The following is a 24,602-nucleotide window of genomic DNA, read 5'->3' as shown; positions in this document are numbered from 1 at the left end:
GAGAGCGCGCCCAGCCGCCGCTTCTAGGATAATTGCCCATCATGAAATTCGTCATCGTCGACCGTGACGGCACCATCAACGTCGAGCGCGAGGGTTACATCCAAACGCCGGAAGAGTGGGAGCCATTGCCGGGCGCTTTGGACGCCATCGCGCGTTTGAACCACGCCGGCTTCCAGGTCGTCATTGCCGCCAATATGCCCGGGCTGGGACGGGGCTTGTTCGATGTGGTGGCGCTCAACGCCATTCACGCCCGTATGAACAAGCAACTGGCCAGCGTGGGTGGCCGCGTTGAGGCGATTTTTTTCTGCCCCCACGCACCCGACGAGGGGTGCAATTGCCGCAAACCGCTGCCAGGGCTTTTCCTGCAGATCGGGGAGCGCTATAAAGTCGATTTAAGCCAGGTGCATGCAGTAGGTGACAGTGTGCGTGATGTGCAAGCCGCAGCCTCAGCGGGCTGCGTTGCGCATCTTGTCATGACGGGTATAGGGGCTCCTGCGTCTACCCATCCTTTGCCCCCTGAATTTCCCGCCGCAACGCGTGTGCACACCGATCTCGCAGACTTTGCCACCACCTTCATTGCTGAAGCCGAAGCTCATTCCAAGGCACCGGTGGCTTCCTGAGCCTGGCTCACTTGTCTGCTCCAACGTCTAATCCTCCGCGGCCCCAACGCTCCCAAAGTAAATTGTCATGAATCTGATTCGTTCCGTGTTGCATCTGGTGTGGATGGTGGTCACTGTGATCCCTTGGGCCCTTGCGGTACTCATTGCCGCTCCCTTTCTTAGCAGCACGCGCATCTATTGGATGTGCGCAGGCTGGCTCAAGGTGGCGGTGAAGGGAGGCACTGTGATCCTGGGCATCAAGAACCGCGTCACGGGCATGGAGAACCTTCCGGTAGGCCACAAAGACGGGGCAGTGCTGCTCGTCAAGCACCAGTCCACCTGGGAGACCTTCAGCATGCCCACGATCATGCCGCACCCACTTGCATACGTATTCAAGAAGGAATTGCTGCACGTGCCTTTCTTCGGCTGGGCCATGTCACGTATGGACATGATCCACATTGACCGCAGCCGAAAAACAGAAGCCTTTAACAGGGTGGTCGCGCAGGGACGCAGGCTGATGGGCGAGGGCGTCTGGGTGATCATGTTTCCTGAGGGCACGCGCATTCCTCGCGGAGAAAAGGGCCAGTACCGCACGGGCGGTACACGTCTTGCCATTGAATGCGGGGCGCCTGTGATTCCTATCGCAGTCACATCAGCCAAGTGCTGGCCCCGCAAGGCTTTTGTCAAGCGACCTGGCATCGTTGACATTTCGATTGGCCCGCAGATTTCCAGCGTGGGCCGCAAACACGACGAACTGATGGTGGAAGTGGAAAACTGGATAGAGACCGAAATGCGGCGCCTGGATCCCGAGGCATACGGCAAGACCTCGGCCTGAAGCGCCCACGAGCTTCGTTCGGAAATCTAATTCCTGCCTCATTCCGCGAGCACCCATGGCTTTCTGGATAGCTGATATGCGGCAATTGGCGTTTGACTGGTTTACCAGCGGTGAATCTCCTGCTGATGAGAGGCAGAAGGCGAAACCGGAACCGCCTTCTGCGCCCCGCGAAAGGGCGCAACCTCCGGCCAGGGGGCGTGCTGCTCAAGAGCCAGCAGAGCCGCTGACCAATGTCTTGAGCCGGGTGCAATTTCTCCATCCCAGAGCCAATCGAGAAATTGCATTCGAGCATGCGCTTGTGGCGTATGAGTTTCGCAGGGGCAAGCGGCGCACTATTGGCTTTTCAGTGAGCGCAGACGGCTTGGTGGTGAGCGCACCGCGTATCACCTCCATCATGGAGGTTGAGGCTGCGCTGCGAGAGAAAGAGCGCTGGATTGTGACCAAGTTGCGCGAAGCGCGAGAGCGCCGGGATCGCATGGAATCCACACGCATCGAATGGCGTGAGGGCGCGAGCATTCCTTTTCTCGGCGAGCTGGTCTTTCTGGAAATCGACCCTCGCCAACGACATGGCCGGGGCGGCGCAGTACTTCAGGCGGACGTTGAATCAGCGCCCGGTCATGCGCGTCGGACCCTGCAACTGGGCCTGCCCGATAGCGCCACACCAGATCAATTGCGTGACATTACTCAAGCTTGGCTCATGCGGCAGGCCAGGCGTGTCTTTACCGCCCGCCTGGATCATTTTGCGCCGCAACTGGGGGTGCAGTGGAAAAAGCTGAGCCTGTCCTCCGCCGGCACGCGCTGGGGTTCGGCCAGCGCAGATGGCTCCATTCGACTGAATTGGCGTCTGGTGCATTTCAGCGAGCCCATCATCGACTACGTCGTAGTGCACGAGCTGGCCCATCTGCACGAGATGAACCACGGACCACGCTTTTGGGCACATGTGGAAAGAGTCATGCCTGACTACGTGGCGCGCCGGTGCGAACTCAAGGACGAAGCCGTTCCGCAGTGGTGAGAAAGGCGCCCCGCGAAAGCCTAGTTCGAAATACTGAATCTCCAAACCCCATGTGCGTCGCGCTGGCGCGTCATCTTTCCGCCGTACCAAAGCCGGTGCAAATGCGCCACCGATTCACCCAGCGCGAACGTGGTCTGATGCAGGTCCAGTGGCCGCTTGAAGAGCACGGGCAATACTTCGAAGGCTGACACAGGGCCAGCTGCCGCAGCTTCCATCACTTCATCCAGCCGATCACGGTGGTGGTCGTGCAATTGTTGAATCCGCGTGTGCAGGCCGGTGAAAGGCTTGCCGTGCGACGGCAGAACCAAGGTATCTTCAGGCAGCGGTTTGAATCGGTCGATAGAGTCGAGAAACAAGGTCAGCGCGTCCGCTTCCGGCTCCAACTCGTACACGCTGACATTGGTGGAAATGCGGGGCAGCATCATGTCGCCGCTGATCAGCACGCCAAGCGCTTCACAGTAAAGCGCCATATGCTCAGGCGCATGGCCATAGCCAGCAATGCAGCGCCATGCGTTGCCACCGATCGTGACCGTGCCGCCGTCCAGCAGCCGCGCAAAGTTCGATGGCACCGCGGGCACCAGGTTGCTGTAGTAGGACTTTCGGTTGCGGATCTGTTCCAGATCGTCGGGATTGGTCATGCCATGGCTGGCGAAATACTGCGCCAGTCGCTCGCCTCCAAAGCTGTTGACGACCTCGCATCCGTAGCGCGCCGTGTGGTAGTCGGTGCTGCTGATCCAGAGCGGGGCGTCCCAACGCTCACAAAGCCAATGCGCCAGACCTATATGGTCCGGGTGCATGTGGGTCACGATCACCCGCAGCACGGGTAGACCGTTCAACTCCTTGGTGAAAACTGTTTCCCAATCCGCGCGCGACTGTGGGTGGTCAATGCAGCAATCCACCACAGTCCAGCCTTCACGCCCGTCGATGCGGTCACGTACCAACCAAAGGTTGATATGGTTCAGCACGAACGGAAGTGGCATGCGCAGCCATTTCACTCCCGGGGCTACTTCCATGGTGCCACCAGAGGCGGGAATATCGTCACCCCATGGGTAATTCAGGGCGCGTTCAAGTTCAGTGGCGTTCATCTGTAGCTGACTCGTTCAATGTGAAGTACGATTGGGTAAGTTGACGTTAACGTCAACTGCAAAACCATTTTAGTGAGAGATCACATTTTTTGCTGCGCACAGGCGACAGCCATCTGCCCTGCCACCTTTCGCCATGACTTCGACCACTTTTTCTATCAGCGATCTGGCGCGGGAGTTCGATCTCACTCCGCGTGCCATGCGTTTTTACGAAGACATGGGCCTTCTGCAACCGGGGCGCTCAGGCTCCGGGGGGCGCACGCGGATTTACACGTCGCGTGATCGTACGCGGCTCAAACTCACGCTGCGCGCCAAGCGCCTTGGTCTGTCGCTGACAGAGGCCAAAGAACTTATAGACATGTACGACAGCCCGCGTGATACCGGGCCGCAACTCGAGAAATTTCTCAGCGTACTGTCTGATCACCGTGCCCACCTGGAGGCTCAGCTGGCCGAGTTGCAGGCTACGCTTGCGGAAGTCGCAGAGCACGAGAAAGAGGCGCGGGCGCTGTTGGCGGGCAATAACAAGCGTTCTATTAGCTCCACATCGAAATCGAAAAAATGACTACATCAGGCAACCACCGTGATCGTGTAGCGGCGAGCTTGGCACGCCAGGGCATGTTGCGCCAGCTCGGTGTCGAGCTACGGCGCGTTGAACCCGGGTTGGTCGAGCTCTGGCTACCTTATTCCGATAAGGTCACGCAGCAGCAAGAGGGCTTTCATGGTGGCGCCATGGGTGCTGTGGCCGACGTGGCCGGGGGCTACGCGGGCTTGACGGTCGCTCCTGAGGGCATGGAGGTCGTCACCGTTGAATACAAGATTAATTTTCTCGCGAGCTTCAAGGGCGGTGCCTTGCGCGCCATAGGCAAGGTCGCCAAACCCGGCAAACGGCTCATCATCACAACGGCAGAGGTCATTCATGTGGCCGATGATGGAAAAGAGTCTGCCTGTGCCTTGATGCAGCAGACGTTGATGCCTGTTCCCAAAACTTACTGAATGAACCACCCCCTGAGTCGCTGTCGCGCCTTCCCCCTCTCTCCATGGGAGGGGGACAACGCCAATGGCCGGCGCAGGTCCGTCCATGGCGTTCCGCGCATGGCCTGCTCCGCGGCAGTGATGGAGAAGGCACCCCCTGAGTCGCTGTCGCGCCTTCCCCCTCTCTCCATGGGAGGGGGACAACGACAATGGCCGGCGCAGGTCCGTCCATGGCGTCCCCCGCTTGGCCTGCTCCGCGGCCATTTGTGTAGAAGGCATTCCCGGAAACCAAACTCAGTCAGAACGGCGTTTATCCGCTTAGGCGTAAGTCGCCTTCCCGTGCTATTCAATAACCTGAATCACTCAGAAATCGCTTTTAAAGGAGACAAAACATGAGCAATTTACCTGGCCTGGACTTCCAGCTTGGAGAAGACATAGACGCGCTTCGCGATGCCGTTCGTTCGTTTGCGGAGGCCGAAATTGCTCCCCGTGCAGCAGAGGTCGATCGAAGCGACCAATTTCCTATGGATCTGTGGCCCAAGATGGGCGAATTGGGCGTGTTGGGAATTACCGTGCCGGAGGAGTATGGTGGCGCCAACATGGGTTACCTGGCGCACATGATCGCCATGGAAGAAATCAGCCGTGCCAGTGCATCCATTGGCCTGAGCTACGGCGCTCACAGCAATCTCTGTGTGAACCAGATCAAGCGCAACGGGAGCGCGGAGCAGAAGAAAAAGTACCTTCCCAAGCTGATCAGTGGTGAGCACGTTGGTGCACTGGCCATGAGCGAGCCAGGCGCGGGCAGCGATGTCCTCAGCATGAAACTCAAAGCGGAAGACAAGGGGGGCTTCTACCTGTTGAACGGCACCAAGATGTGGATCACCAACGGCCCTGACGCCGACACCATGGTGGTCTATGCGAAAACAGAGCCCGAATTGGGTGCGCGTGGCGTCACGGCCTTCCTCGTCGAGAAAGGCATGAAAGGCTTTTCCACTGCGCAGAAGCTGGACAAACTGGGCATGCGCGGTAGCCACACCGGCGAAATGGTGTTTGACAACGTCGAAGTTCCCGCACAAAACGTACTGGGTGGCCTGAATCAGGGCGCCAAGGTGCTGATGAGTGGACTGGACTATGAGCGCGCTGTGCTGGCTGGCGGCCCTGTGGGCATCATGCAGGCAGTCATGGACAACGTCGTGCCCTACATCCATGATCGCAAGCAATTTGGCCAGAGCATTGGAGAATTCCAGCTGGTGCAGGGTAAAGTAGCCGACATGTACACCGTGCTGCAGGCCGGTCGTGCTTTTCTCTATACCATCGGCAAGAACCTGGACGCATTGGGCGCTGAGCACGTGCGTCAAGTGCGCAAGGACTGCGCGTCGGTGATTCTCTGGACTGCCGAGCAAGCGACCCGTATGGCCAGCGACGGCATTCAGCTCTTCGGGGGCAATGGCTATATCAATGAGTACCCGCTCGGTCGCTTGTGGCGCGATGCGAAACTTTATGAAATCGGTGCCGGCACCAGCGAAGTTCGCCGCATGCTCATTGGTCGTGAGCTGTTTGCCGAAACCATGTGACCTTCTCTATTCGTTACCTTTTCTTATATGGCCTCCAAACTGCAACACCTGATTGACAAGAACCGTGAATGGGCCGAACGTGTCGAACTAGAGACCCCCGGCTTTTTCAAGAAGCTGGCTGCCCAGCAATCGCCCAAGTATTTATGGATCGGTTGCTCCGACAGCCGCGTCCCCGCCAACCAGGTCATTGGCCTGGCTCCTGGGGAGGTGTTTGTTCATCGGAACGTCGCCAATGTGGTCGTGCACTCGGACCTGAATGCCCTTTCAGTGATTCAGTTCGCTGTGGACGTGCTCAAGGTGGAGCACATCATGGTGGTCGGGCACTATGGCTGTGGTGGCGTGCTGGCAGTACTGCATGAAAAACGCGTAGGCTTGGCCGACAACTGGCTGCGTCACGTGCAAGACGTGAAGATGCGCCATCGTGGCCGCCTGATGCACCTTTGCAATCAGGAGCAGGAAGACACGCTGTGCGAAGTCAACGTGATCGAGCAGGTGGGCAACGTAGCCCAGTCCAACGTGCTGCAAGACGCCTGGGCGAGGGGGCAGGCGGTGTCGGTGCACGGCTGGTGCTACGGTTTGAAGGATGGCCATGTCAAGGATCTGGGCGTGACCATGTCGAACTCCGAGGAAGTGGTGGATGTGTTTCGCAATGCCATCAAACGGTATCCGCGCGCGCCGGGCGAAACCGCCACTTCGACCGATCTTCACCTCTGAAACAGGTAAAAGCGTGAGGCCATGCCGGCGATAGTGCTCGATTCCCCATCGGCCCGCGACATCGCACAGGCCATGGTCGATGGCTTCAATCGCCACTATCGCCTGTTTCGGACCGAATCCGCACGGGCGAAACACCGGTTTGAAACCTGTGACTGGCATGGTCAGCAGCGTGCGCAGCGGGAGCGAATAGAGTTCTATGACCTGCGCGTACGGGAGTGCCAACGCCGTCTGGAGCGTGAGTTCAAAGCTGGCGAGCAGCCCATGGCAACCTGGCAGCAGGTCAAGTTGCACTACATAGGCATGCTGGTGTCACACAAGCAGCCTGAGTTGGCGGAGACCTTCTTCAACTCAGTGACCACCAAGATCCTTCACCGCAGCTATTTCCACAACGACTTCATATTCGTTCGCCCGGCTATCAGCACGGAGTATATGGAGACTGATGATCCCAAGGCCAAGACCACTTACCAGGCTTTCTACCCTGAGCAGCACCGGCTTGAGGATACGGTACGTGCGGTTTTTGACTTCCTGGGTCTGCGCGTAGTTTTTGAGGACGCACAGCGTGACGCTCGCTATGTAGCCACCGCATTGCGCAGGGAACTTGGCGACAGCCGGCCAAGACCGAATTTCCAGATCCAGGTGCTTTCCAGCCTGTTCTACCGCAACAAAGGCGCGTACCTGGTCGGCAAGGTAATCAACGGTTTTCGCGAAATACCGTTCGCGCTCCCCATCCTTCACCGGCAGCCTGGCACCGTATTTATCGACGCAGCATTGTTTGGAGAGGAAGACCTCCTGCTGCTATTTTCCTTCTCGCGTGCCTACTTCATGGTCGACATGGAGATTCCATCGGCCTACGTGCAGTTCTTGCGCAGCCTCATGCCGCGCAAGCCGCGTGCAGAGATTTACAACGCTCTGGGCCTGGCCAAGCAAGGCAAGAATCTTTTTTACCGAGACCTGCTCTGGCACTTGCGTCACAGCTCAGACAAATTCCGTATCGCACCCGGCATTAGGGGCATGGTCATGCTCGTGTTCGATCTGCCAAGCTTCCCTTACGTCTTCAAGATCATCAAGGATTTCTATCCGCCGCCCAAGGAAACCACGCGCGAGCAGGTGCGGGGCAAGTACAAACTCGTCAAACACCATGACCGGGTGGGCCGAATGGCAGACACCATGGAGTTTTCTCTTCTTGCCTTTCCGCGCGAGAGATTTGAGGACGCGTTGATCACGGAGATTGAGAAATACGTTCCAAGCCAACTCGAAATCTCTGACCGTGATGGTGATGGCCAGACGGAAGTCATCATTGCGCACGCCTATATTGAGCGGCGCATGATCCCGCTCAACCTGTATCTGCAGGAAGCCATCGAAAGCAGCACCAAGGATCCAGCTGCAGCTGCGCAACTGGAGCATGCCGTACTCGAATATGGCAACGCGATCAAAGATCTGGTCGCTGCGAATATTTTCCCTGGAGACATGCTCTGGAAAAACTTCGGTGTGACGCGTCACGGCAAGGTGGTTTTCTACGACTATGACGAAATCGAGTACGTCACCGACTGTAATTTTCGGCGCGTGCCGCAAGCGCGCAGTGAAGAAGACGAAATGAGCGGGGAGATCTGGTACAGCGTCGCCAAGGGCGATGTGTTCCCCGAGACTTTTGGTCCGTTCCTGCTGGGCCATCCGAAAGTGCGTGAAGCTTTCATGCGCCACCATGCCGATTTGCTGGAAGCTGATTTTTGGCAGCGGAGCAAGGAGCGTATCCAGCGTGGTGAGGTGATAGATGTTTACCCCTATGGCATACACCGACGTTTCGATGTCAACGAAGGGGCCTGGGGCGCCTCGGAGCTGGCGGACCCTGCAGCAGCGAGTGCGGAAACACCTGCAGACCAGCCCGATATGTCCGCGCCGATGACACCGGGAGAGCCCTCCGAATGATCCATGCGCGCACTCATGCCCGGTTTGAGCAGAGATGTTCTTACCTCGCCGAGACTGGGGGATGCGTCTGGATCGAACAGCGGACTGGGTATTTTTTGAAAAAGTTCGTACTTCAATACCCGTTCGGGCTGAGCTTGTCGAAGCCTTGCGCAGAGCTTCTCCCCCTCATCAAGCTTAAGAGAGGCTGCGCTCAGAACGAACGGAGACCAGATTCCATTCCCGCCAAATGGCTGGGTCACTCACAGCAGGGCTCGTCCCCGAATTCATAAACCATCAAAGGAGATCAATATGTCCGACCCTATCGTCATCGTATCTGCGGTTCGCACTCCCATGGGGAGCTTTCAAGGTGATTTCACCAATCTGTCTGCCAACGATCTGGGAGGCGTCGCCATCAAGGCGGCAGTCGAGCGCGCCGGCATTTCACCGGAACTGGTGACCGAGGTTCTGTTCGGCAACTGCCTGATAGCCGGGCAGGGCCAGGCACCTGCCAGGCAAGCTGCGTTCAAGGGAGGCCTTCCTAAAAGCGCAGGTGCGGTGACCCTGAGCAAAATGTGCGGCTCAGGTATGCGCGCGGCCATGTTCGCCCACGACATGCTGGCAGCCGGTTCACACGACGTTCTGGTGGCTGGAGGAATGGAAAGCATGACTGGTGCGCCCTATCTGCTGCAGAAGGGTCGCGGCGGCTACCGCATGGGCCACGATAAAGTGTTTGATCACATGATGCTGGACGGTCTGGAAGACGCCTACGAGCCTGGGCGCAGCATGGGTACCTTCGGAGAAGATTGCGCCTCCAAATATGACTTCACGCGACAGCAACAGGACGCCTTTGCCGTGGCCAGCGTGCAACGTGCGCAACAGGCTATCAAGTCTGGTGCATTCAAGGAAGAAATTGCACCAGTGACTGTGAAAGATAGAAAGGGCGAGCGCGTTGTGGACACCGATGAGGGGCCGGGCCGCATCAATGTGGAGAAGATCCCCAGCCTGAAGCCCGCTTTCAAGAAAGACGGCACCGTCACAGCCGCCAGCAGCTCCAGCATCAATGATGGTGCGGCAGCCATGGTCCTGATGCGCGAATCTACCGCCCGGGAACTGGGCTGTACTCCGTTGGCGCGCATCGTCAGCCACGCTACCCACGCCCAGGAGCCTGAGTGGTTTGCCACGGCACCTATCGGCGCGACCGAGAAAGCGCTCAAGAAGGCAGGTTGGCAGGTCAGTGATGTCGACCTTTGGGAAGTCAATGAAGCCTTTGCCGTCGTGCCCATGGCGCTCATGCATGATCTGAAAGTGCCTCACGAAAAAGTCAACGTCAATGGAGGGGCTTGTGCGCTGGGCCACCCTATCGGTGCCAGTGGTGCACGCATCATGGTCACCTTGATGCACGCATTGAAGGCCAGGGGCTTGAAAAAAGGCCTGGCCACGCTGTGCATCGGTGGGGGAGAAGCCACGGCTGTCGCCTTGGAAATGCTCTGAAGGCAGCTGGTTCGCTTGCACTGAGGTACTGGCCGCTTGCCAACTCACGTTCTCTTGACGTTTTCGTAGTTCATGACAATCAGCCGATCACCGTTCACGCTGAGGTTCTATGGTTTCTGTCAAACGGTGAGTGGCATAGAAAGAGAAAAAACCGTTCGGCCTGAGCTTGTCGAAGGCTTGCGCAACGCCACCTCGACCTGCTCAGGACAGGCTTCGACAGGCTCAGCGCGAACGGATTGGTAGTAGACCCTGACTTTTTGCAAAAAACAGCGTGTAGAAGGGATTCCATCGTGTCCACAGTCCTGATCATCGGAGCCTCCAGAGGCATTGGCTACGAGCTGGCCGAACAGTATGTTGAGGAGGGCGCACGTGTCATCGCCACTGCGCGAGACGAAGCGGGCCTCGCCAAGCTGCGAGATATCGGATGCGAGGCGCTCAAGCTGGATGTGACCAATCCCGCCAGTGTGAGTGGTCTTTCCTGGCAACTTGACGGTGAAAGGCTGGACATAGCCTGGCAGGTGGCCGGCGTCATATGCAGCCGAGCCAACGCACTGTCTCCGCCCACTCAGCAGGAGTTCGATCGCGTCATGCATGCCAACGTGTTGGGCCCCATGCAGATCATCCCGCAGGTGGCTCCCATGGTCGAGTCCAGTAAAGCCCCTGGTGGTGGACGTTTTGGCTTCATCAGCAGCGAGATGGGCCATATTGGTAGCGTGGGTAGTTCGGGCGCGTGGCTGTACCGTGTCAGCAAGTCTGCTCTCAATATGGCCATGGCCTCAGCACGCCATAGCTATCCCCACGCCACGTTCGTCTCTTTTCACCCGGGGTGGGTGCAGACGGCGATGGGCGGTGAGTCTGCACCCGTCACCGTGCAAGCCAGTGCTGCCGGCTTGCGCAAGGTGCTGGCCAATGCCACGCGTGCAGATAGCGGATCATTCATGCGCTACGACGGTACCGCCCTCGCAGGCTGGTAAGCAGAGCGCTGGGAGCGCGAGCTTACTTCGGCGTGTAAGTGATCTTCGTTGCAAAAATCTGGGCACTTCCGGGCTGCTGGCTGTCCTGTAACACAAGCTTGAGCTCCTGCCCGCGGTAAGGCCCATCGGCCGCAATCCATTGCTCGCTGAGTTGAGTCAAACCTGAGCCATCCGGATAAACCACTCGGCTGGAGCCTGAGAACTTGCACGCGTTGATAGTTCCCATCGGGGTACTGATGGCCTCACGTCCCACATAAGTGATTTTTGAAGTCACCGTTTCTTCATGGCGGATCTCATCGTTCACACCCTGAACCGTTTTCACAACGGTTGTCGACTCCGTCGTTTCACCAGGGTTCATGGCCACAGGCCGCACGATGGGAGGCTCATTGGTCTTGCGGCCATACCTGGGATCCGTGTTTTCGTTGCCATTGCGGGAGCCGTAGCGGATCTCCCTTCCGTCTACCAGATCCATATAGTGTCTCTCTTCACCTATCGTGCCCGTAGCGTAGATGAAGCTCGATTGAAGGAATCGGATGGGCCTGGCGTTGGCAAATGACTCGCGCGGGCCGGTGGTCGTGGTGACTCGGGTTTTGAAGACCCGACCGCCTGGATCGATGGCGTCCAGCTCAACTACAGATACCGTGCCTTCGCGATAGTTAGATTCATTGAAACATGCGGCTGAGCTGGTTCCTGGCTGAGGGGGGGTGCCAGGGTTGCTTCCAGGGCCACCGTCATCGCCGCCGTCGCTGCCACCACCGCCGCAGGCCGTCAGGCAAGCTATGGCGGTGGTGGCCAGAAAAAACTTCGCTGATTGCCGGGTGGGGGGTTTGCCAGCGACCAGAGACGCCAAGTGCAGGGAAAGAAGGCGTAGGTCAAGGTGCATAAAAATCTCCAAGGAAATATTGCGGGGGGTAGATCGAGGGCTTTTGCGGGGGCGCGTCATGCGCTGGCGGGCGGAGTTTGAGTGGCCCTGGGTGAGGCCAGGAAGTTCATCACCAGCGGGAAAATAGGTCACGCAGCCTTGCGCATGAGGTGTCAGAGCACACTGAGTCAGGCCGCGCGCGTTGCATGCGTGGTGGGAAAATCGCAAGACGCATAGGAACTTTCCAGTTAAAAATGTCGGGATGCCAGCAAGCATAGAAAGCTTTGCCAGCTGCGCAGCCTGCTGCCTTGTCAACGACAAAACTATGCCGACGAAGCGCTCTTGAATTCGACGGACGGCTGAAAAAAGCCGGTGAACGCAAGAGGGTGCTTCTACTATTGGAAATTCACTATCACTGCTGTGGCTCGCGAAGGGAAAACCATGGAAGAAGCAAATGACGGGATCGGCAGCTTTGGCAAGGCCTTGCGACGAGCCACGCTGCGACTCAGCTTGCTTTACTGGGCCTGCATGTTCGTGGCCGACAGCATCCTCGGCTACTTCATCAATATTGATCCCATCGATTCAGCCCCGCTCAAGGTGGTGCTTTTCAGTCTGAGCGCGTTGATGACTTATGCCATGTCGTTGGTTTTATTCCGCTTGCGCAGGTACTCATTCACTCAGAAGGCTTTGCTCTGCTTTGGGATGACAGCGATCGCCGCGCCCATCTTCACTGGAATCGATTTCCTCAACTACGCTATTTGCGAGTACCCCGAGCCTGTCAAGTTCGACAAACTCTACGCCGCCTACATGCTGATAGAGGGGGCATCAATGATGTTCGGCTGGAGTTGCCTGTTCATGGCCTTGCTCTACAACTTCGAGGTACGTGACCGCGAGCGCAGGTTGGCTGCCGTTCGAGAGGAGGCCTTGACTGCGCAGATGCAAGCGCTTCGCTACCAGGTCAACCCACACTTTCTTTTCAATACGCTTAACTCCATCGCGGGCCTGATCGAGGAGGGCGCCGCCACGCGCGCTGAGCGCATGGTGCAGTCGCTCTCGAATTTTCTGAGAACCTCTCTGGCACTGGACCCTATGCTTGATGTCGCCCTGGCCGAGGAGTTGCGATTGCAGCAGGACTACCTCGCCATCGAGCGAGAACGATACGCGGATCGAATGGATTTCGTCGTGGACGTGCCGGAACAAATGCACCACGCCATGGTGCCCAGCCTGCTGCTGCAACCCTTGATCGAAAATGCTATCAAGCACGGTGTTGGGCAATCGCTCGAACATACACAGATTCGAATATGGGCACGGCGTCGTAACGAGAGTTTGTGCATGGCGGTAGAGAACACACGTTATCCGAACGCCGCTCGCTTCACCTCACCCGAAGGGCTTGGCATTGGACTGCGGAACGTGGCTGAGCGTATTCGGGTGCGTTTTGGCGATGCAGGTGCTTTTCGAATCGATGCGGCGGACGGCACGCGTTTCCGGGTGGAAATCGAACTTCCTTGGAGAACGGCGTGAGACTGCTCGATGTCTTGGTCGTGGACGACGAGCCATTGGCGCGGCGGCGCGTCCTGCGGCTGCTTCGCCAGTTACCCTGGGTGGGCGCTATTGCGGAGGCCGCCAATGTGCCCCAGGCGATCGCGCAATTGGATCGGCTTGATGCTCAGATTCTCCTACTCGACATCCAAATGCCCGGTGGCACGGGCTTCGATCTGCTGGCGCGGATTTCAGGCAGGTCGGAGCCACCCGCAGTGGTGTTCGTCACCGCTTTTGACGATCAGGCTTGTCGCGCTTTCGACGCTAGCGCCACCGACTACATCACCAAGCCTATCGAGCCGGGACGGTTTCATCTTGCTTTGGATCGGGCCCGCCGTGCGACTGAACTACAAAGCAACGCCGGACGTATTGCGGAACTGGAAGAAGTAATCGCTACCTTGCGACGCTCATCGCAGCCCCAGTCCGCGCCGATGGAAATCTGGGTAAAAACAAGGGGTGAGTACGTGCGGCTTGCGGCCTCCAGCATCACGCGCATTCAGGCTGAGGGCGACTATGCACGAATCTACGCCGAAGGGCGCGAATACCTGCACAATGCCACCTTATCTGAACTGAAAAGCCAGCTGCCTGCGCAAGACTTTGTTCGCATTCACCGCAGTACGATGGTGCGAGCTGGCGCAGTAGTTCGTCTTGGTGTGAGCTCGTTCTCGTCACTGACCGTGGTGCTTGCCGATGGCGCCGTGGCCCGAGTTGGCCGAACTTACACCTCCGACGTCAGAGCCCGCTTCATGGCGAGAAAATAGCGCTGGCTCGGGGGCCCATCCAGATGTGTGGAACTTCATGGACCAGACCAGTCCGCAACATGACGAGAGACAACGATGCTATTGACCGAAGACCAGGAAATGATCCGCGATGCTGTGCGTGCATTCGCACAGGAGCAGCTATGGCCTCACGCCGCGCGCTGGGACAAAGACCATCATTTTCCCGTTGAGGCCCACCAGGGGTTGGCCCAACTAGGCGCTTACGGGATTTGTGTCCCCGAGGCGTACGGTGGTGCGGGGCTGGATTATCTCTCGCTCGCGCTGGTCCTGGAGGAAGTCGCAGCCGGCGACGGCGGCACCAGCACGCCCATCAGCGTGACCAACTGTCCCTTTAACGCCATCCTAATGAAGTATGGGAGCGAGGCGCAAAAACAGAAGTGGCTGACCCCGGCCGCTCGTGGTGAGATGCTTGGCGCTTTTGCACTCACGGAGCCGCATGTGGGCAGCGACGCATCCGCGCTGCGCGCTACGGCCATAAAAAAGGGAGATGAATACATCTTGAACGGCGCCAAGCAGTTCATCACCAGCGGAAAAAATGGCCATGTGGCCGTGGTGATCGCCGTGACGGACAAAGCGGCAGGCAAACGCGGCCTCAGCGCTTTCATCGTCCCCACCCACAACCTGGGCAATGCCGGTTGGGTGGTGGCACGTCTTGAAGACAAGCTGGGCCAGCACTCCAGTGACACTGCGCAGATCAATCTTGAAAATTGTCGTGTCCCGGTTGAAAACCGCATTGGGGAAGAAGGCGAGGGCTATAAGATTGCTTTGAGTTCTCTGGAAGGTGGACGAATAGGCATTGCGGCACAAAGCATAGGCATGGCGCGGTCCGCATTGGAAGTGGCCATTCAGTATGCCAAGGAGCGTGAAGCATTCGGCACGGCCATCTTCAACCATCAAGCCGTGAGTTTTCGACTGGCTGAGTGTTCGACCAGGTTGGAAGCGGCCCGCCAGCTCATCTGGCATGCAGCAGCGCTGCGCGACGCTGGACGACCTTGCTTGAAGGAAGCTGCGATGGCCAAGCTGTTTGCCAGTGAGGTGGCCGAACAGATATGTTCTGCAGCCATTCAGACCTTGGGCGGCTACGGCTATGTGGCCGACTTCCCCGTCGAGCGCATCTACCGCGACGTGCGTGTGTGCCAGATCTATGAAGGCACGAGTGACGTGCAGAAGATCATCATTTCGCGGGCGCTGTAGAGACGGCTATCCGGACTATGGCGAAGTTCCCAGACCTGGGGGAATCAAGACTTGAACAACTTGATAGATCAGTTCTTTGATGACGATTATTACCTGCGGCAGATCAGCGAATCTCCCTCAGATCCCTTCGCACATTTTGTAGCTACAGGAGATGCGCAGGAGCTGGATCCTTCACCGTACTTCAATACCAACTTCTACAAAAACGAATACCCGGATTGGAATGCGAATGGTGAGCGCACTGCTCTTGAAAATTTCATTGCACACGAGCAGGCAGGAAGCTACAGGAAGCCGCACCCTTTAATCGATCCCAACGATTACATTGAGACCTACCCAGACCTCTCCACAGCGAAAGTGCAACCAAGTTTGCACTATGTCATGTATGGGGATGGGGAGGGTCGGAGTCCTTCCAGGCTGTTCAATTCGAATTTTTATGCCCGCTGTTATCTCCCGCTGGGCCAGAAGAATGCATTCAAGCACTACGTGACGCGGGGACGGGCAATTCATCGGCTTCCGGTTCCGTTCAACCGTACCCGTGAAGAATCAAGACAGGCCGCATGGGACGCCACCTGGACGCTGAAAAAACCAATCGTGCTCGCCGTTCATGATGCGCAGGAGGCTGGCGTTCCCTTGCTTCTCCTGGACATTGCAAGAGATTTTTCTGCACGTGGCTATTCGCCATGTTTCGTTCTTACCAACGGAGGTCCGTTGCAGGAGGCTTTTGAGGCGCTGGGACCTGTTTTTCTATTGGCTGAAGGTTGGCACGGCGAAGGGTTGTTTTGCGGAATTCACAGGCAGATCCCAGTGCTGGTCAACACTGCCGCGGCCGCTAAAGTTGGTGAGCTTTCGGCACGCACCGGACACCATACTGTTTTGCTCATTCACGAGATGCGGGGCTATCTGGCCCAACAGAACCTTGTGTCAGCATTGCAGGCAGCGCAGTTGCACGGCGTTCATTTGGTGGCGTCTTTTCAAATGATGAAGACCGATCTTCACGCGGAACTCGGAGAGCTACCGGTAGTTCACCCTGGGGTCATTCAGCAGAAGCTGCGTTTCAGTGAGTTTTCTGAGGTGCACCGCCAATTCAAGGACAAAACCCTGTTTATTGGCGCTGGACACGGAGACTACCGAAAAGGGTTCGATCTTTTCCTTGAGGCGTGTCGTGCCATACACGGTCGGCTTCAGAGTTCAACCTTTGTGTGGCTCGGAAACCTGGACGTCTGGGCACAAGGTTTGGCTGAAAAGGCTCAGTCAGACGGGTTGCCCCTCCTGCTGCCGGGCTTCGTGAAGAATTCAGCAGCCTGGTACCGTGAAGCTGCGGCCTACCTGCTTACCTCTCGTGAGGACGCGGGGCCCACAACTGCCATACACGCTGGCGGGGTGGGCACTGGGTTTGTCGGGTACGCGGCGAAAATTGGGCTAAGGGGCGCTGCTGATGCGCTTGGCCGATTTGTGCCACCAGATGATCAGGACCGCTTTGTAGAGGAGGCGCTGCGCCTGGTGCGTGAAGATTCTTCTCTCAGGCAGAGAGAAAGGCGAAAATTTGTCCGTGAATCCGGGTCCTTCTCAGCCTACTGCGACACATTGGTCCAACTGGTTAATTCGACGACTCGCTGAGTAGCTTGCGCAGTTGTTTCCATTCCTGCGTGGTCATGGCAGGGTTACCGACCATGCGGGCGCCGGCGGGGACGTCCCGGGTCACTACAGCCCCCACTCCCAGAATGGCCCCTGAGCCTATTTTTAAAGGCTTACCGGGACTGCCGTTGCCAACGATCGCACTAGGCGCAATATTGACGTGGTCTGCAATTTCAACGTGCCCGTACACGGAAGCGTCCGCGCCAATGTTTGAAAAATCTCCGATAGTCACGTCGTGGGCGACCAAGGTGCCCAACACTTGAACGCCTACCCCCGTACGGATGTTGGGGCCGATTCGCGTGCCGGAGAAGAAGAAACTTCCCACTCCAATCTGCGGGTGAGAGGCGAGTGCTCCCGGTCCGACCGGGCTCACCGTAGCCAGAGTGGCGTCCTCATCGGAGAGTTGCATTGCAATCCGAGTACGAACAGCCACGTCAGACATCGAAACGAGTACCGGTACATTCGGAAAGTCTTCGCGCCTTCGGAGCGACGAAATAACGGGTACTCCCAGTCTCGGATGCTGGAAGCCGTTGTTGACATCGTCAACCAGCGCACGCAAACGAACCCTTCCTTTGCGTGCCTCTTGAAGATCGGCGATAAGCAACTCAGCGGTACCTCTGGCACCATAGACTACCAACTCATCCAGCTCATCGGTGCCTTTCATCCCTGGCCTTTCAAGTGCTTCACGGAGCAGGTTTCAATAATGGTTGTCATGGTCCCGGCGCCAGCTTCGCTTATCTTGCTGTGCATAGGCAGCGCCAGCAGGGTTGGAGCCATCGTAGGCGCAACTGCCATTTCTTCGATGCTGAATATAGTGTGGTTTTCGAAGAAAGTGCCGGGTCCGCACAACAGGTTGAACGAGTCTCTCAATATGATGCCTTCGTTCGCTGCGGCTAAGACGCAGGCTTGACGCATCTTCGCCGGCATGGCCAGGGCGAAATAGAGGTGGCTTTCGGAGCTGTCTGGACGGGGTTGTAGAACCCTCACGCCAGGAGCACTTGCCAGTTTCCTGGAATAGATCTCCCGTAGATTTCTACGAGCCCTCATTTCTTCTGGCAGTATTGGGAGTGCTGCCAATCCGAGCGCTGCGTGAATTTCCGACAATTTCCCGTTGATTCCGATATCTACAACCTGCCCCTGAGTCAGTCCGAAGTTGCGCATTCGCACCAGTCGCTCCTTATGCTCGGCACTTTTGACGACTACTGCGCCCCCCTCCGCGGTATTCAAAAGCTTGGTGGCGTGAAGAGAAAGAACAGTGGCGTCGCCTCGCTGGGCCAAATGATGCTCACCTTGCATCACATCCGGAGTTTGAGCTCCGTCAAAGACCAGCCACAATTTGTGTCGGTTGGCGACTTCCTCCAAGGCACTGGTGTCGCACGCAATGCCCATGAAGTGGACGCCCAAAATGGCGACTGTGTTGGGTGTGATGGCCTTCTCTACGGCCTTGGCGTCCAGTGTTGGGAAATCGCGCTCCACGTCTGCAAAAACCGGTTTGAAGCCGCACCACTCGATGGCTTGTGCTGAGGCGGCAAAGCTCAGAGGTGACGTGATGATCTCGCCGCCTGGCCGCAAATTGCCAAGTCGAAGAGCCAACATGAGTGCCATGGTTCCAGACGAGGTCAGGCACACATGCCCACCCACCATTTGAGTCAATGCATCTTCCAGTCGGTTGTGCATGACACCGCCATTGGTTAGCTGACGAGACGCCAGCACCTCATCGAGAAGTTCAATGAGAAGATCTCGCTGAGGGAGCACAGGGCGCCCGAATACCAGAGTGGAAATTTCGAGTGGGTTCACCTCAAGAGGCTGCATGCAGGCATCCTATCTGGTCTCGAGTGCAAGACGCCGGAGTATTTGCCGCCGGCGTTCCTCATAGAAGCGTTGGTACACAGAGAGATTCGTTTTGATGTAATGCCCTTTCAACGCATCCAGATCCATCAAAGTAAAGAAAAGTCTGTCACCTTCGGGCCAGGTAGTTGGAATTTTGTTGAAATCTATACCAATCTCCGCATCGATGTTTCTCAATTCCAGAAGTATAGAAACCAGGCGTTCCATGATGAATACTTTCATGGCATAACTAGAACTGGTTCGGTGCTTCACTTTGCTATTCAACGACCTTCCGAGAATGGAATTTTTATTCTCGGAAATTTCAAAAATTTGTTCCGATAGCTGAAGCCATTCTTTCCAGAATCTATAGGTAGCAACGAAATAATTGCTGTATATTGTTCTGGTCTGGTCCTGGATTAGAGTGGCCAGATTAATTTTTATGCCGAGGCGGTTGAATATTCTTTGCGCGGTCTTAAGCAGGCCCGGATGCACTGCGTCGCCCTGGATAAAGCTATTCGGGTAGCAGGCTATTTCTTCAAAGCATGGTGAAAAGCTTATGACTTCTGACCGAGCATGATTGATTTTTTCAGCCATCTGGTCGAACGTCAAGTTGGTTTTTTCCTTCAGGCGAGGAGAAAAAAACCCGATATATTCATCATCAAGAAAATTTTGACTCAACAACGCTTGTCGGATGGGCCAATATTCGTAAAAGTCAGGACGTTCTGATTTTGAGTTGTCTAGTGGAATAAATCCTTGGTCAAGACTCGCCAGGGTTTCCTCATTGTAATAAATCTGAAAAAGCCTCATATTCTGCGCAGCACCGGCATTTTTTAACGTTACAGTGCCAGGTTCTTGGTGTGAGTGCGTGGAGAATGATGGGAAGTGCTACTATAAGCTAGACTTCCATTTGATGTAGCTTAAAAGTACTGCGAAGATGTGCGGTAGGGTGTTCAGGCCCGTCCACCTGAGGGAACTATTGAGATGTTGAGCGGACTTTTATCGTTTCAGAATTTTTACTGCCGTCGTTTGGCAGAAATCCGGCCAAGCTCTTCGATTGAACCATCCCTAAGACGTTGACACATCGGTATTTTTTGCAAAATTTGACCAAAAATTACAATGCGATTGTTCCAGTTTTTCTACGGAGAGGCGACGCGCCGGCTGATAGAGCCTGAATTCATACCGCTGGAAAGCGGCAACACAGGTCATTGGGACGCATTGGAGTGTGTCTCTATCCACCGTGTCCTGAAAGAGAACAAATTCACGAAAAACGAATACATTGGTTTTTTTTGCCCGTTGTTTAGTCTCAAGACAGGGCTGACAGGCCGCCAGGTCAGGGAAGTCTTGGCCAAAGCTGAGCAAGAGGTCGTCAGCTTCTCGTCTTCGTTCGAACAGATCGCAAGCTACCCCAATAGTTTTCTTCAAGGTGACAGCATGCATCCTGGGTTATTGGAAATAGCGCAGGATTTTTTGAATGACATCAAGGTGGATCTTGACTTGTCCACGCTCGTTCAAGATCAGACGAGAATAATTTTTAGAAATTACTTTGCCGCTAGATACGATTTCTGGGTTCAGTGGCTGGATATAACAGAACGTCTTTTGAAAATATCGGAAGATCCTGGCAGTGATCTCGGGCAACGCCTCAATTCATGCACGCCTCATCAGGGAATTGTTGACTACCCCATGAAGGATTTCCTTCTGGAGCGGATAGTATCTGTACTGCTTGAGACGCAGTCTATCAACGCCGCAATAGGCGTTGATATTGGAAGATCGCCCATGTTTTCGCCGGGAGCGGACGATTTTTTTGGTGCATTTTTAAGCCTGGATGCCTTGAAAAGCCAATATTTGAAAACGCGCGAGCCCAAGTACCTTGATATCTATGAAATTCAACGGCGTTTGGTTGTGCAGTCCATTGCACGAACACCTGACGCTGTGGTGCCTGGCTCACTGGCTCTTCCTCCCAGAGTTCTGGATGCGCATGAGGTGAGCTGGGAGTCATCTCGCTAGCCTGTTGCCCAGACGTATCTGACCAGCCGGAACGGATGCGTTTGTGCAAAGCTATAGACTTCACTTTCTCATTTAATGGGCGCTCATGTGGTTTCAAATACTGGTGCGAAACGGGTAGTCACGCAGGAAGAGATTTGCGCCTGTGGGGGCCACCCTGCAGGCAAGAGCTTCGACGCATGTTGCGGTCGTTGGATCACAAACTATGTTTCTTCGCCAGCCCCGGATGCCCAGGCGCTGATGCGATCAAGGTACTCAGGGTTCGTGCGCGAAGACGCCTCCTACCTGCTGGCAACTTGGCATCCATCGACCAGGCCGGGTTCAATCGACTTCGATAGGGGGGTCAAGTGGCTGGGGCTGGAAGTGCGTTCGCACCTTTTGCTGGATGCCGGGCATGCTGAAGTCGAATTCGTGGCCCGTTCGCGTTTTCAGGGGCGCGCCACTCGGCTGCATGAGCTGAGCCGCTTCAAGCAAGAGGAGATCGACGGTATGACCCGCTGGTTTTACCTGGACGGCGTGATTTATTGAAAAGATTTTGCAGACAGTCTGCAGGAAGCATCCAAGGACGGTGTTCTCCGCGCTAGTATCTGGCAATAACAAAAGCGACTCATGAGAATCATCATCCTTGGCGCCGGTCGTGTCGGTGAGAGTGTGGCCGAAACCCTGGTGTCGGAAGCCAACGACATCACGGTGATCGATACGGATCCTGATCGCCTGCGCGACATGGAAGCACGGCTCGAACTGCGTGGCGTGGTTGGCAATGGCATACAGCCCTCAGTCCTGCGGGGCGCAGGAGCGGAAGATTGCGATTTGTTCATCGCGTGCACTGCTATGGACGAAACCAATCTGGTGGCATGCAAGATTGCGCACGATGTCTTTGGCATCCCTACCACGATTGCGCGCCTGCGTTCACCCGAGTTCCCCCAAGGGGACAAGTTGCTGGACAAGAGTGGGTTTGCCGTCGACAAGGTGATATGTCCGGAGGCTACGGTCACTCGCTATGTTCAGTTGCTGATTGAGTACCCGGGCGCCTTGCAAGTCGTGAAGTTCTCCCAAGGGCAGGCTCATCTGGTCGCAGTCCGTGTAGCCCCAGGCAGCCGCCTGGCCAACCATTCCATCGCTGATTTCCGTGCCGAGAATCCGGAAGTTCCACTGCGCATCGTCGCTATCTATAGACAGGACGAAGAAGTCCCCGTGGAGGCCGAGACGCGCGTCCAGCCGGGAGATGAAATATATGTGCTTGTCGCACGCGAGCAGGTGCGTCAGGCGTTGCAAGCCATAGGCAATCCGGACAGTCCAGTTCGCCGGGTGATGATTGTGGGGGGCGGTAAGGTGGGGCTGCGCTTGGCGCGGAGCCTGAGCGGCGTGTGTGAGGTCAAAATCATTGAATCCAACCGCAAGCGAGCTGAATACCTGTCTGGGCAGTTGCCGCCAGACATGCTTGTTCTGGAAGGCGATGGCGCTGATGAGGATCTTCTTGAGGAAGAGAATGTCGGCGACATGGACTTGTTCATCGCGCTCACCAGCGACGACGAAGACAACATCATGTCTGCCATGCTGGCCAAGCGCATGGGAGCGCGCCGTGTGATGGCTCTCATCAATCGCCGTGCCTATGCGGACATGATGCAAGGCAGCACGATAGACATCGCCATTTCCCCGTCGCATGCGGTCATTGGTGAGCTGTTGATGCACGTACGCCGGGGGGCGGTCGCGGCAGTGCATAGCCTGCGAAGTGGTACAGCCGAGGCGCTTGAGGGCATCGCACATGGCGACGCCAAGACGTCACGTCTGGTGGGGCGCAGCATTGGCGAAGTCAAACTGCCGGCAGGCGTTCGCATTGGCGCGCTGGTTCGCGGGCAAGATGGAGCCGCGCGCGTGCTGATGCCCAGTGACGAGACGGTCATTGAGGCCGATGATCACGTCATCATTTTCCTGCCGCACAAAAGAAAGGTGCGTGAGGTGGAAAAACTCTTCCAGGTGCGTGCCACTTTTTTCTAGGATGCGTCCACGTTCGTCGCGGCGCATTTCCCAGAAACCGAAACGCCAACGAAGTTCGAAAAGCCCTGGCCCTCGATCAATGACTCATGCCTTACGTTGAATCAAGAAAATGAAACGTTTTTCTGCCACGTTTCTAGTGCTTTCATGGGTCATCATGGGCTTCTCATTTGCCTTTCTGGTGCCCGCCGCGTGGGATTGGCTGGGAGAAGATGGGCGACACTGGAAAGTTTGGGCCTGGTGCTTCTTGTTCACCTTGGCCACGGGGGCGTGGCTATGGGTGCGAAACCGGCAGTCAGCGGATGAGTTGACGACGAGAGACGGCTTTTTGCTGGTGACTCTTGTGTGGGTGGTGTTACCCGCCTATGCCGCGCTGCCTTTGATGTTCGTGGTGGACGGTATCTCGTGGACAGACGCCTACTTCGAAGCCATGAGTGGTCTTTCGGCCACGGGTGCAACGACATTGGCTGGGATCGATCTGCTGGCTACGTCTGTCAACATCTGGCGATGCTTCCTGCAATTGGTGGGTGGCTTGGGCATCATGCTTTTGGCAGTAGCCATTCTTCCATTTCTGGGCTTGGGCGGGATGCAGCTCTACAAAGCTGAAATGCCCGGCCCCATGAAGGAGCAGCGCCTGACCCCGCGCGTCGCGGAAACGGCGCGCGGTCTTTGGGGGGTGTACTTTGTGCTTTCTGTGGCTTGTCTTCTGGCCTATCGTGCCGGGGGCATGAGCTGGCCTGACGCTTTCATGCACATGTGCACCACAGTGGGCCTGGGAGGTCTATCGTCACACGATCAGAGCTTTGGCTTCTGGGACTCGGCGCAACTCGAGTGGACGGCGGTCCTGTTCATGGCGCTATCGGGCATCAGTTTTGCTCGCTACTTCATGCTCTGGCAGCAGCGCTCATTGGCACCCGTAGCGCGTGATGCAGAGGTGCGCGCCTATTTCAGTGTCATGTTCCTGGCCACCGCTGTGATCACTCTGATGCTGATGGGCAGCTCGGTGTATCCGGAATTTGAAACGGCACTGCGCCAGGCTGCGTTTCAGGTCGTGTCGGTGAGTACCACCACTGGATACGCCACCACGGACTATCTGCTTTGGCCCACGTTCGTTCCGGTACTGCTTCTATTTCTGGGGTGCTTCGTTTCATGCGCTGGCTCAACGGGTGGCGGTATCAAGATGGTCCGGATGCTGGTGCTGGTGCGTGTGGCCCAGCGCGAACTCCTGCGGATCATTCATCCACGCGTGGTGCACCCGGTCGCCTTGGGGCGTGTCGCTGTCCCGCAGGACGTGATAGGCGCGGTCATGGCTTTCATGCTCATCTATGGAGCAGTGATGGTCGGGCTAACGCTGATGATGCTGGCGACAGGGCTGGATGTGGTTACTGCTTTTACTGCTGTCATCGGCTGTCTGAACAACATCGGCCCGGGCATGGGCAAGGTGGGTCCAGCTGGAAACTTCGGTTCCTTGAACGAAACCCAGATCTGGATCTGTAGCCTGGCCATGTTGCTCGGACGGCTGGAGCTGCTGTCAGTGCTGGTGCTCTTCACACCGCAGTTCTGGCGCCGTTGATCCAGGTGAGTGCCATGGTGCCGACAGGGTGCCTGAATTGGT

At 56.6% G+C, this 24,602-nt stretch carries 23 protein-coding genes; 18 read left to right on the top strand and 5 right to left on the bottom strand.

The window, feature by feature from the left end:
* The first annotated feature begins 41 nt into the window (after window positions 1-41).
* The 3 genes from gmhB to ABIE13_RS20060 all read left to right on the top strand — a co-directional run bounded on the left by gmhB (window position 42) and on the right by ABIE13_RS20060 (window position 2,446).
* The gene (gmhB, locus tag ABIE13_RS20070; RefSeq protein WP_354446715.1) at window positions 42-620 is read left to right on the top strand and encodes a D-glycero-beta-D-manno-heptose 1,7-bisphosphate 7-phosphatase; all 579 of its coding nucleotides are present in this window, start codon (window positions 42-44) and stop codon (window positions 618-620) included.
* Between the two features lie 67 nt (window positions 621-687).
* The gene (locus ABIE13_RS20065; protein ID WP_354446713.1) at window positions 688-1,434 is read left to right on the top strand and encodes a lysophospholipid acyltransferase family protein; all 747 of its coding nucleotides are present in this window, start codon (window positions 688-690) and stop codon (window positions 1,432-1,434) included.
* A 55-nt stretch (window positions 1,435-1,489) separates the two neighbouring features.
* Window positions 1,490-2,446, top strand: coding sequence for a M48 family metallopeptidase (locus tag ABIE13_RS20060; protein ID WP_354446711.1), 957 nt, complete (start codon window positions 1,490-1,492; stop codon window positions 2,444-2,446).
* A 20-nt stretch (window positions 2,447-2,466) separates the two neighbouring features.
* Here ABIE13_RS20060 and ABIE13_RS20055 read toward each other — a convergent pair whose 3' ends face one another.
* A complete protein-coding gene (locus ABIE13_RS20055; protein WP_354446709.1) occupies window positions 2,467-3,531 on the bottom strand; it encodes an MBL fold metallo-hydrolase in 1,065 nt (354 codons plus the stop codon).
* Between the two features lie 133 nt (window positions 3,532-3,664).
* Here ABIE13_RS20055 and ABIE13_RS20050 point away from each other — a divergent pair, with 133 nt between their 5' ends.
* From ABIE13_RS20050 to ABIE13_RS20020, 7 genes are all read left to right on the top strand, one after another.
* Window positions 3,665-4,090 carry a MerR family transcriptional regulator gene (locus ABIE13_RS20050; RefSeq protein WP_354446707.1) on the top strand — a complete coding sequence of 142 codons (426 nt, stop codon included), beginning with the start codon at window positions 3,665-3,667 and terminating at the stop codon, window positions 4,088-4,090.
* Entirely contained in the window at window positions 4,087-4,521 is a 435-nt protein-coding gene (locus tag ABIE13_RS20045; protein WP_354446705.1) for a PaaI family thioesterase, read from the top strand. The genes ABIE13_RS20050 and ABIE13_RS20045 overlap by 4 nt, the downstream gene beginning before the upstream one ends.
* A 371-nt stretch (window positions 4,522-4,892) precedes the next feature.
* A complete protein-coding gene (locus ABIE13_RS20040) occupies window positions 4,893-6,074 on the top strand; it encodes an isovaleryl-CoA dehydrogenase (protein ID WP_354446703.1) in 1,182 nt (393 codons plus the stop codon).
* A gap of 27 nt (window positions 6,075-6,101) precedes the next feature.
* Window positions 6,102-6,788 (top strand): carbonate dehydratase, encoded by a 687-nt coding sequence (gene can / locus ABIE13_RS20035; RefSeq protein WP_354446701.1) that lies wholly within the window; start codon window positions 6,102-6,104, stop codon window positions 6,786-6,788.
* Window positions 6,789-6,809: 21 nt separating this feature from the next.
* Entirely contained in the window at window positions 6,810-8,714 is a 1,905-nt protein-coding gene (gene aceK / locus ABIE13_RS20030; protein ID WP_354446699.1) for a bifunctional isocitrate dehydrogenase kinase/phosphatase, read from the top strand.
* Between the two features lie 288 nt (window positions 8,715-9,002).
* Entirely contained in the window at window positions 9,003-10,184 is a 1,182-nt protein-coding gene (locus ABIE13_RS20025) for an acetyl-CoA C-acyltransferase (protein WP_354446697.1), read from the top strand.
* A gap of 290 nt (window positions 10,185-10,474) precedes the next feature.
* Window positions 10,475-11,158 carry an SDR family oxidoreductase gene (locus ABIE13_RS20020; protein ID WP_354446695.1) on the top strand — a complete coding sequence of 228 codons (684 nt, stop codon included), beginning with the start codon at window positions 10,475-10,477 and terminating at the stop codon, window positions 11,156-11,158.
* A 22-nt stretch (window positions 11,159-11,180) separates the two neighbouring features.
* Here the strand turns inward: ABIE13_RS20020 and ABIE13_RS20015 are convergent, their stop codons facing one another.
* A complete protein-coding gene (locus ABIE13_RS20015; protein ID WP_354446693.1) occupies window positions 11,181-12,041 on the bottom strand; it encodes a hypothetical protein in 861 nt (286 codons plus the stop codon).
* Window positions 12,042-12,461: 420 nt separating this feature from the next.
* Between ABIE13_RS20015 and ABIE13_RS20010 the strand changes: the two genes are divergently transcribed.
* The 4 genes from ABIE13_RS20010 to ABIE13_RS19995 all read left to right on the top strand — a co-directional run bounded on the left by ABIE13_RS20010 (window position 12,462) and on the right by ABIE13_RS19995 (window position 17,146).
* Window positions 12,462-13,541: a sensor histidine kinase gene (locus ABIE13_RS20010; protein ID WP_354446691.1), complete on the top strand. Its 1,080-nt coding sequence runs from the start codon at window positions 12,462-12,464 to the stop codon at window positions 13,539-13,541.
* Window positions 13,538-14,320, top strand: coding sequence for a LytR/AlgR family response regulator transcription factor (locus ABIE13_RS20005; RefSeq protein ID WP_354446689.1), 783 nt, complete (start codon window positions 13,538-13,540; stop codon window positions 14,318-14,320). The genes ABIE13_RS20010 and ABIE13_RS20005 overlap by 4 nt, the downstream gene beginning before the upstream one ends.
* Window positions 14,321-14,395: 75 nt before the next feature.
* Window positions 14,396-15,532: an acyl-CoA dehydrogenase family protein gene (locus ABIE13_RS20000; RefSeq protein ID WP_354446687.1), complete on the top strand. Its 1,137-nt coding sequence runs from the start codon at window positions 14,396-14,398 to the stop codon at window positions 15,530-15,532.
* A 51-nt stretch (window positions 15,533-15,583) separates the two neighbouring features.
* A complete protein-coding gene (locus ABIE13_RS19995; RefSeq protein ID WP_354446685.1) occupies window positions 15,584-17,146 on the top strand; it encodes a glycosyltransferase in 1,563 nt (520 codons plus the stop codon).
* Here the strand turns inward: ABIE13_RS19995 and ABIE13_RS19990 are convergent.
* From ABIE13_RS19990 to ABIE13_RS19980, 3 genes are read right to left on the bottom strand one after another with little or no spacing between them, the layout of a single operon-like run.
* The gene (locus ABIE13_RS19990) at window positions 17,127-17,828 is read right to left on the bottom strand and encodes a hypothetical protein (RefSeq protein WP_354446683.1); all 702 of its coding nucleotides are present in this window, start codon (window positions 17,826-17,828) and stop codon (window positions 17,127-17,129) included. The genes ABIE13_RS19995 and ABIE13_RS19990 overlap by 20 nt on opposite strands.
* Window positions 17,825-18,976, bottom strand: coding sequence for a DegT/DnrJ/EryC1/StrS family aminotransferase (locus ABIE13_RS19985; protein ID WP_354446681.1), 1,152 nt, complete (start codon window positions 18,974-18,976; stop codon window positions 17,825-17,827). The genes ABIE13_RS19990 and ABIE13_RS19985 overlap by 4 nt, the downstream gene beginning before the upstream one ends.
* Window positions 18,977-18,985: 9 nt before the next feature.
* Window positions 18,986-19,798 carry a hypothetical protein gene (locus ABIE13_RS19980; RefSeq protein WP_354446679.1) on the bottom strand — a complete coding sequence of 271 codons (813 nt, stop codon included), beginning with the start codon at window positions 19,796-19,798 and terminating at the stop codon, window positions 18,986-18,988.
* Window positions 19,799-20,107: 309 nt separating this feature from the next.
* Between ABIE13_RS19980 and ABIE13_RS19975 the strand changes: the two genes are divergently transcribed.
* The 4 genes from ABIE13_RS19975 to ABIE13_RS19960 all read left to right on the top strand — a co-directional run bounded on the left by ABIE13_RS19975 (window position 20,108) and on the right by ABIE13_RS19960 (window position 24,560).
* Entirely contained in the window at window positions 20,108-20,995 is an 888-nt protein-coding gene (locus ABIE13_RS19975) for a hypothetical protein (protein WP_354446678.1), read from the top strand.
* 87 nt (window positions 20,996-21,082) lie between these two features.
* Window positions 21,083-21,520 carry a YchJ family protein gene (locus ABIE13_RS19970; RefSeq protein WP_436278449.1) on the top strand — a complete coding sequence of 146 codons (438 nt, stop codon included), beginning with the start codon at window positions 21,083-21,085 and terminating at the stop codon, window positions 21,518-21,520.
* An 81-nt stretch (window positions 21,521-21,601) separates the two neighbouring features.
* A complete protein-coding gene (gene trkA / locus ABIE13_RS19965) occupies window positions 21,602-22,990 on the top strand; it encodes a Trk system potassium transporter TrkA (protein ID WP_354446676.1) in 1,389 nt (462 codons plus the stop codon).
* Between the two features lie 109 nt (window positions 22,991-23,099).
* Window positions 23,100-24,560, top strand: a complete 1,461-nt coding sequence (locus tag ABIE13_RS19960) for a TrkH family potassium uptake protein (RefSeq protein WP_354446674.1) — start codon at window positions 23,100-23,102, stop codon at window positions 24,558-24,560.
* The last annotated feature ends 42 nt before the right edge of the window (window positions 24,561-24,602 follow it).

Origin of the sequence: Ottowia thiooxydans, from assembly GCF_040548795.1 — a bacterium.
In the GTDB taxonomy this organism is placed as follows: Bacteria; Pseudomonadota; Gammaproteobacteria; order Burkholderiales; family Burkholderiaceae_C; genus Ottowia; species Ottowia thiooxydans_A.
This window is presented reverse-complemented; position numbering and strand designations above follow the sequence as displayed.

Coding starts and splice junctions, on each gene's coding strand:
- ABIE13_RS20050 (WP_354446707.1), top strand. CDS start 3,665: ATGACTTCGACCACTTTTTCTATCAGCGATCTGGCGCGGGAGTTCGAT.
- gmhB (WP_354446715.1), top strand. CDS start 42: ATGAAATTCGTCATCGTCGACCGTGACGGCACCATCAACGTCGAGCGC.
- ABIE13_RS19985 (WP_354446681.1), bottom strand. CDS start 18,976: ATGCAGCCTCTTGAGGTGAACCCACTCGAAATTTCCACTCTGGTATTC.
- trkA (WP_354446676.1), top strand. CDS start 21,602: ATGAGAATCATCATCCTTGGCGCCGGTCGTGTCGGTGAGAGTGTGGCC.
- can (WP_354446701.1), top strand. CDS start 6,102: ATGGCCTCCAAACTGCAACACCTGATTGACAAGAACCGTGAATGGGCC.
- ABIE13_RS20025 (WP_354446697.1), top strand. CDS start 9,003: ATGTCCGACCCTATCGTCATCGTATCTGCGGTTCGCACTCCCATGGGG.
- ABIE13_RS19975 (WP_354446678.1), top strand. CDS start 20,108: ATGCGATTGTTCCAGTTTTTCTACGGAGAGGCGACGCGCCGGCTGATA.
- ABIE13_RS20040 (WP_354446703.1), top strand. CDS start 4,893: ATGAGCAATTTACCTGGCCTGGACTTCCAGCTTGGAGAAGACATAGAC.
- ABIE13_RS20055 (WP_354446709.1), bottom strand. CDS start 3,531: ATGAACGCCACTGAACTTGAACGCGCCCTGAATTACCCATGGGGTGAC.
- aceK (WP_354446699.1), top strand. CDS start 6,810: ATGCCGGCGATAGTGCTCGATTCCCCATCGGCCCGCGACATCGCACAG.
- ABIE13_RS20060 (WP_354446711.1), top strand. CDS start 1,490: ATGGCTTTCTGGATAGCTGATATGCGGCAATTGGCGTTTGACTGGTTT.
- ABIE13_RS20045 (WP_354446705.1), top strand. CDS start 4,087: ATGACTACATCAGGCAACCACCGTGATCGTGTAGCGGCGAGCTTGGCA.
- ABIE13_RS19960 (WP_354446674.1), top strand. CDS start 23,100: ATGAAACGTTTTTCTGCCACGTTTCTAGTGCTTTCATGGGTCATCATG.
- ABIE13_RS20065 (WP_354446713.1), top strand. CDS start 688: ATGAATCTGATTCGTTCCGTGTTGCATCTGGTGTGGATGGTGGTCACT.
- ABIE13_RS20000 (WP_354446687.1), top strand. CDS start 14,396: ATGCTATTGACCGAAGACCAGGAAATGATCCGCGATGCTGTGCGTGCA.
- ABIE13_RS20015 (WP_354446693.1), bottom strand. CDS start 12,041: ATGCACCTTGACCTACGCCTTCTTTCCCTGCACTTGGCGTCTCTGGTC.
- ABIE13_RS20010 (WP_354446691.1), top strand. CDS start 12,462: ATGGAAGAAGCAAATGACGGGATCGGCAGCTTTGGCAAGGCCTTGCGA.
- ABIE13_RS19990 (WP_354446683.1), bottom strand. CDS start 17,828: ATGAAAGGCACCGATGAGCTGGATGAGTTGGTAGTCTATGGTGCCAGA.
- ABIE13_RS19980 (WP_354446679.1), bottom strand. CDS start 19,798: ATGAGGCTTTTTCAGATTTATTACAATGAGGAAACCCTGGCGAGTCTT.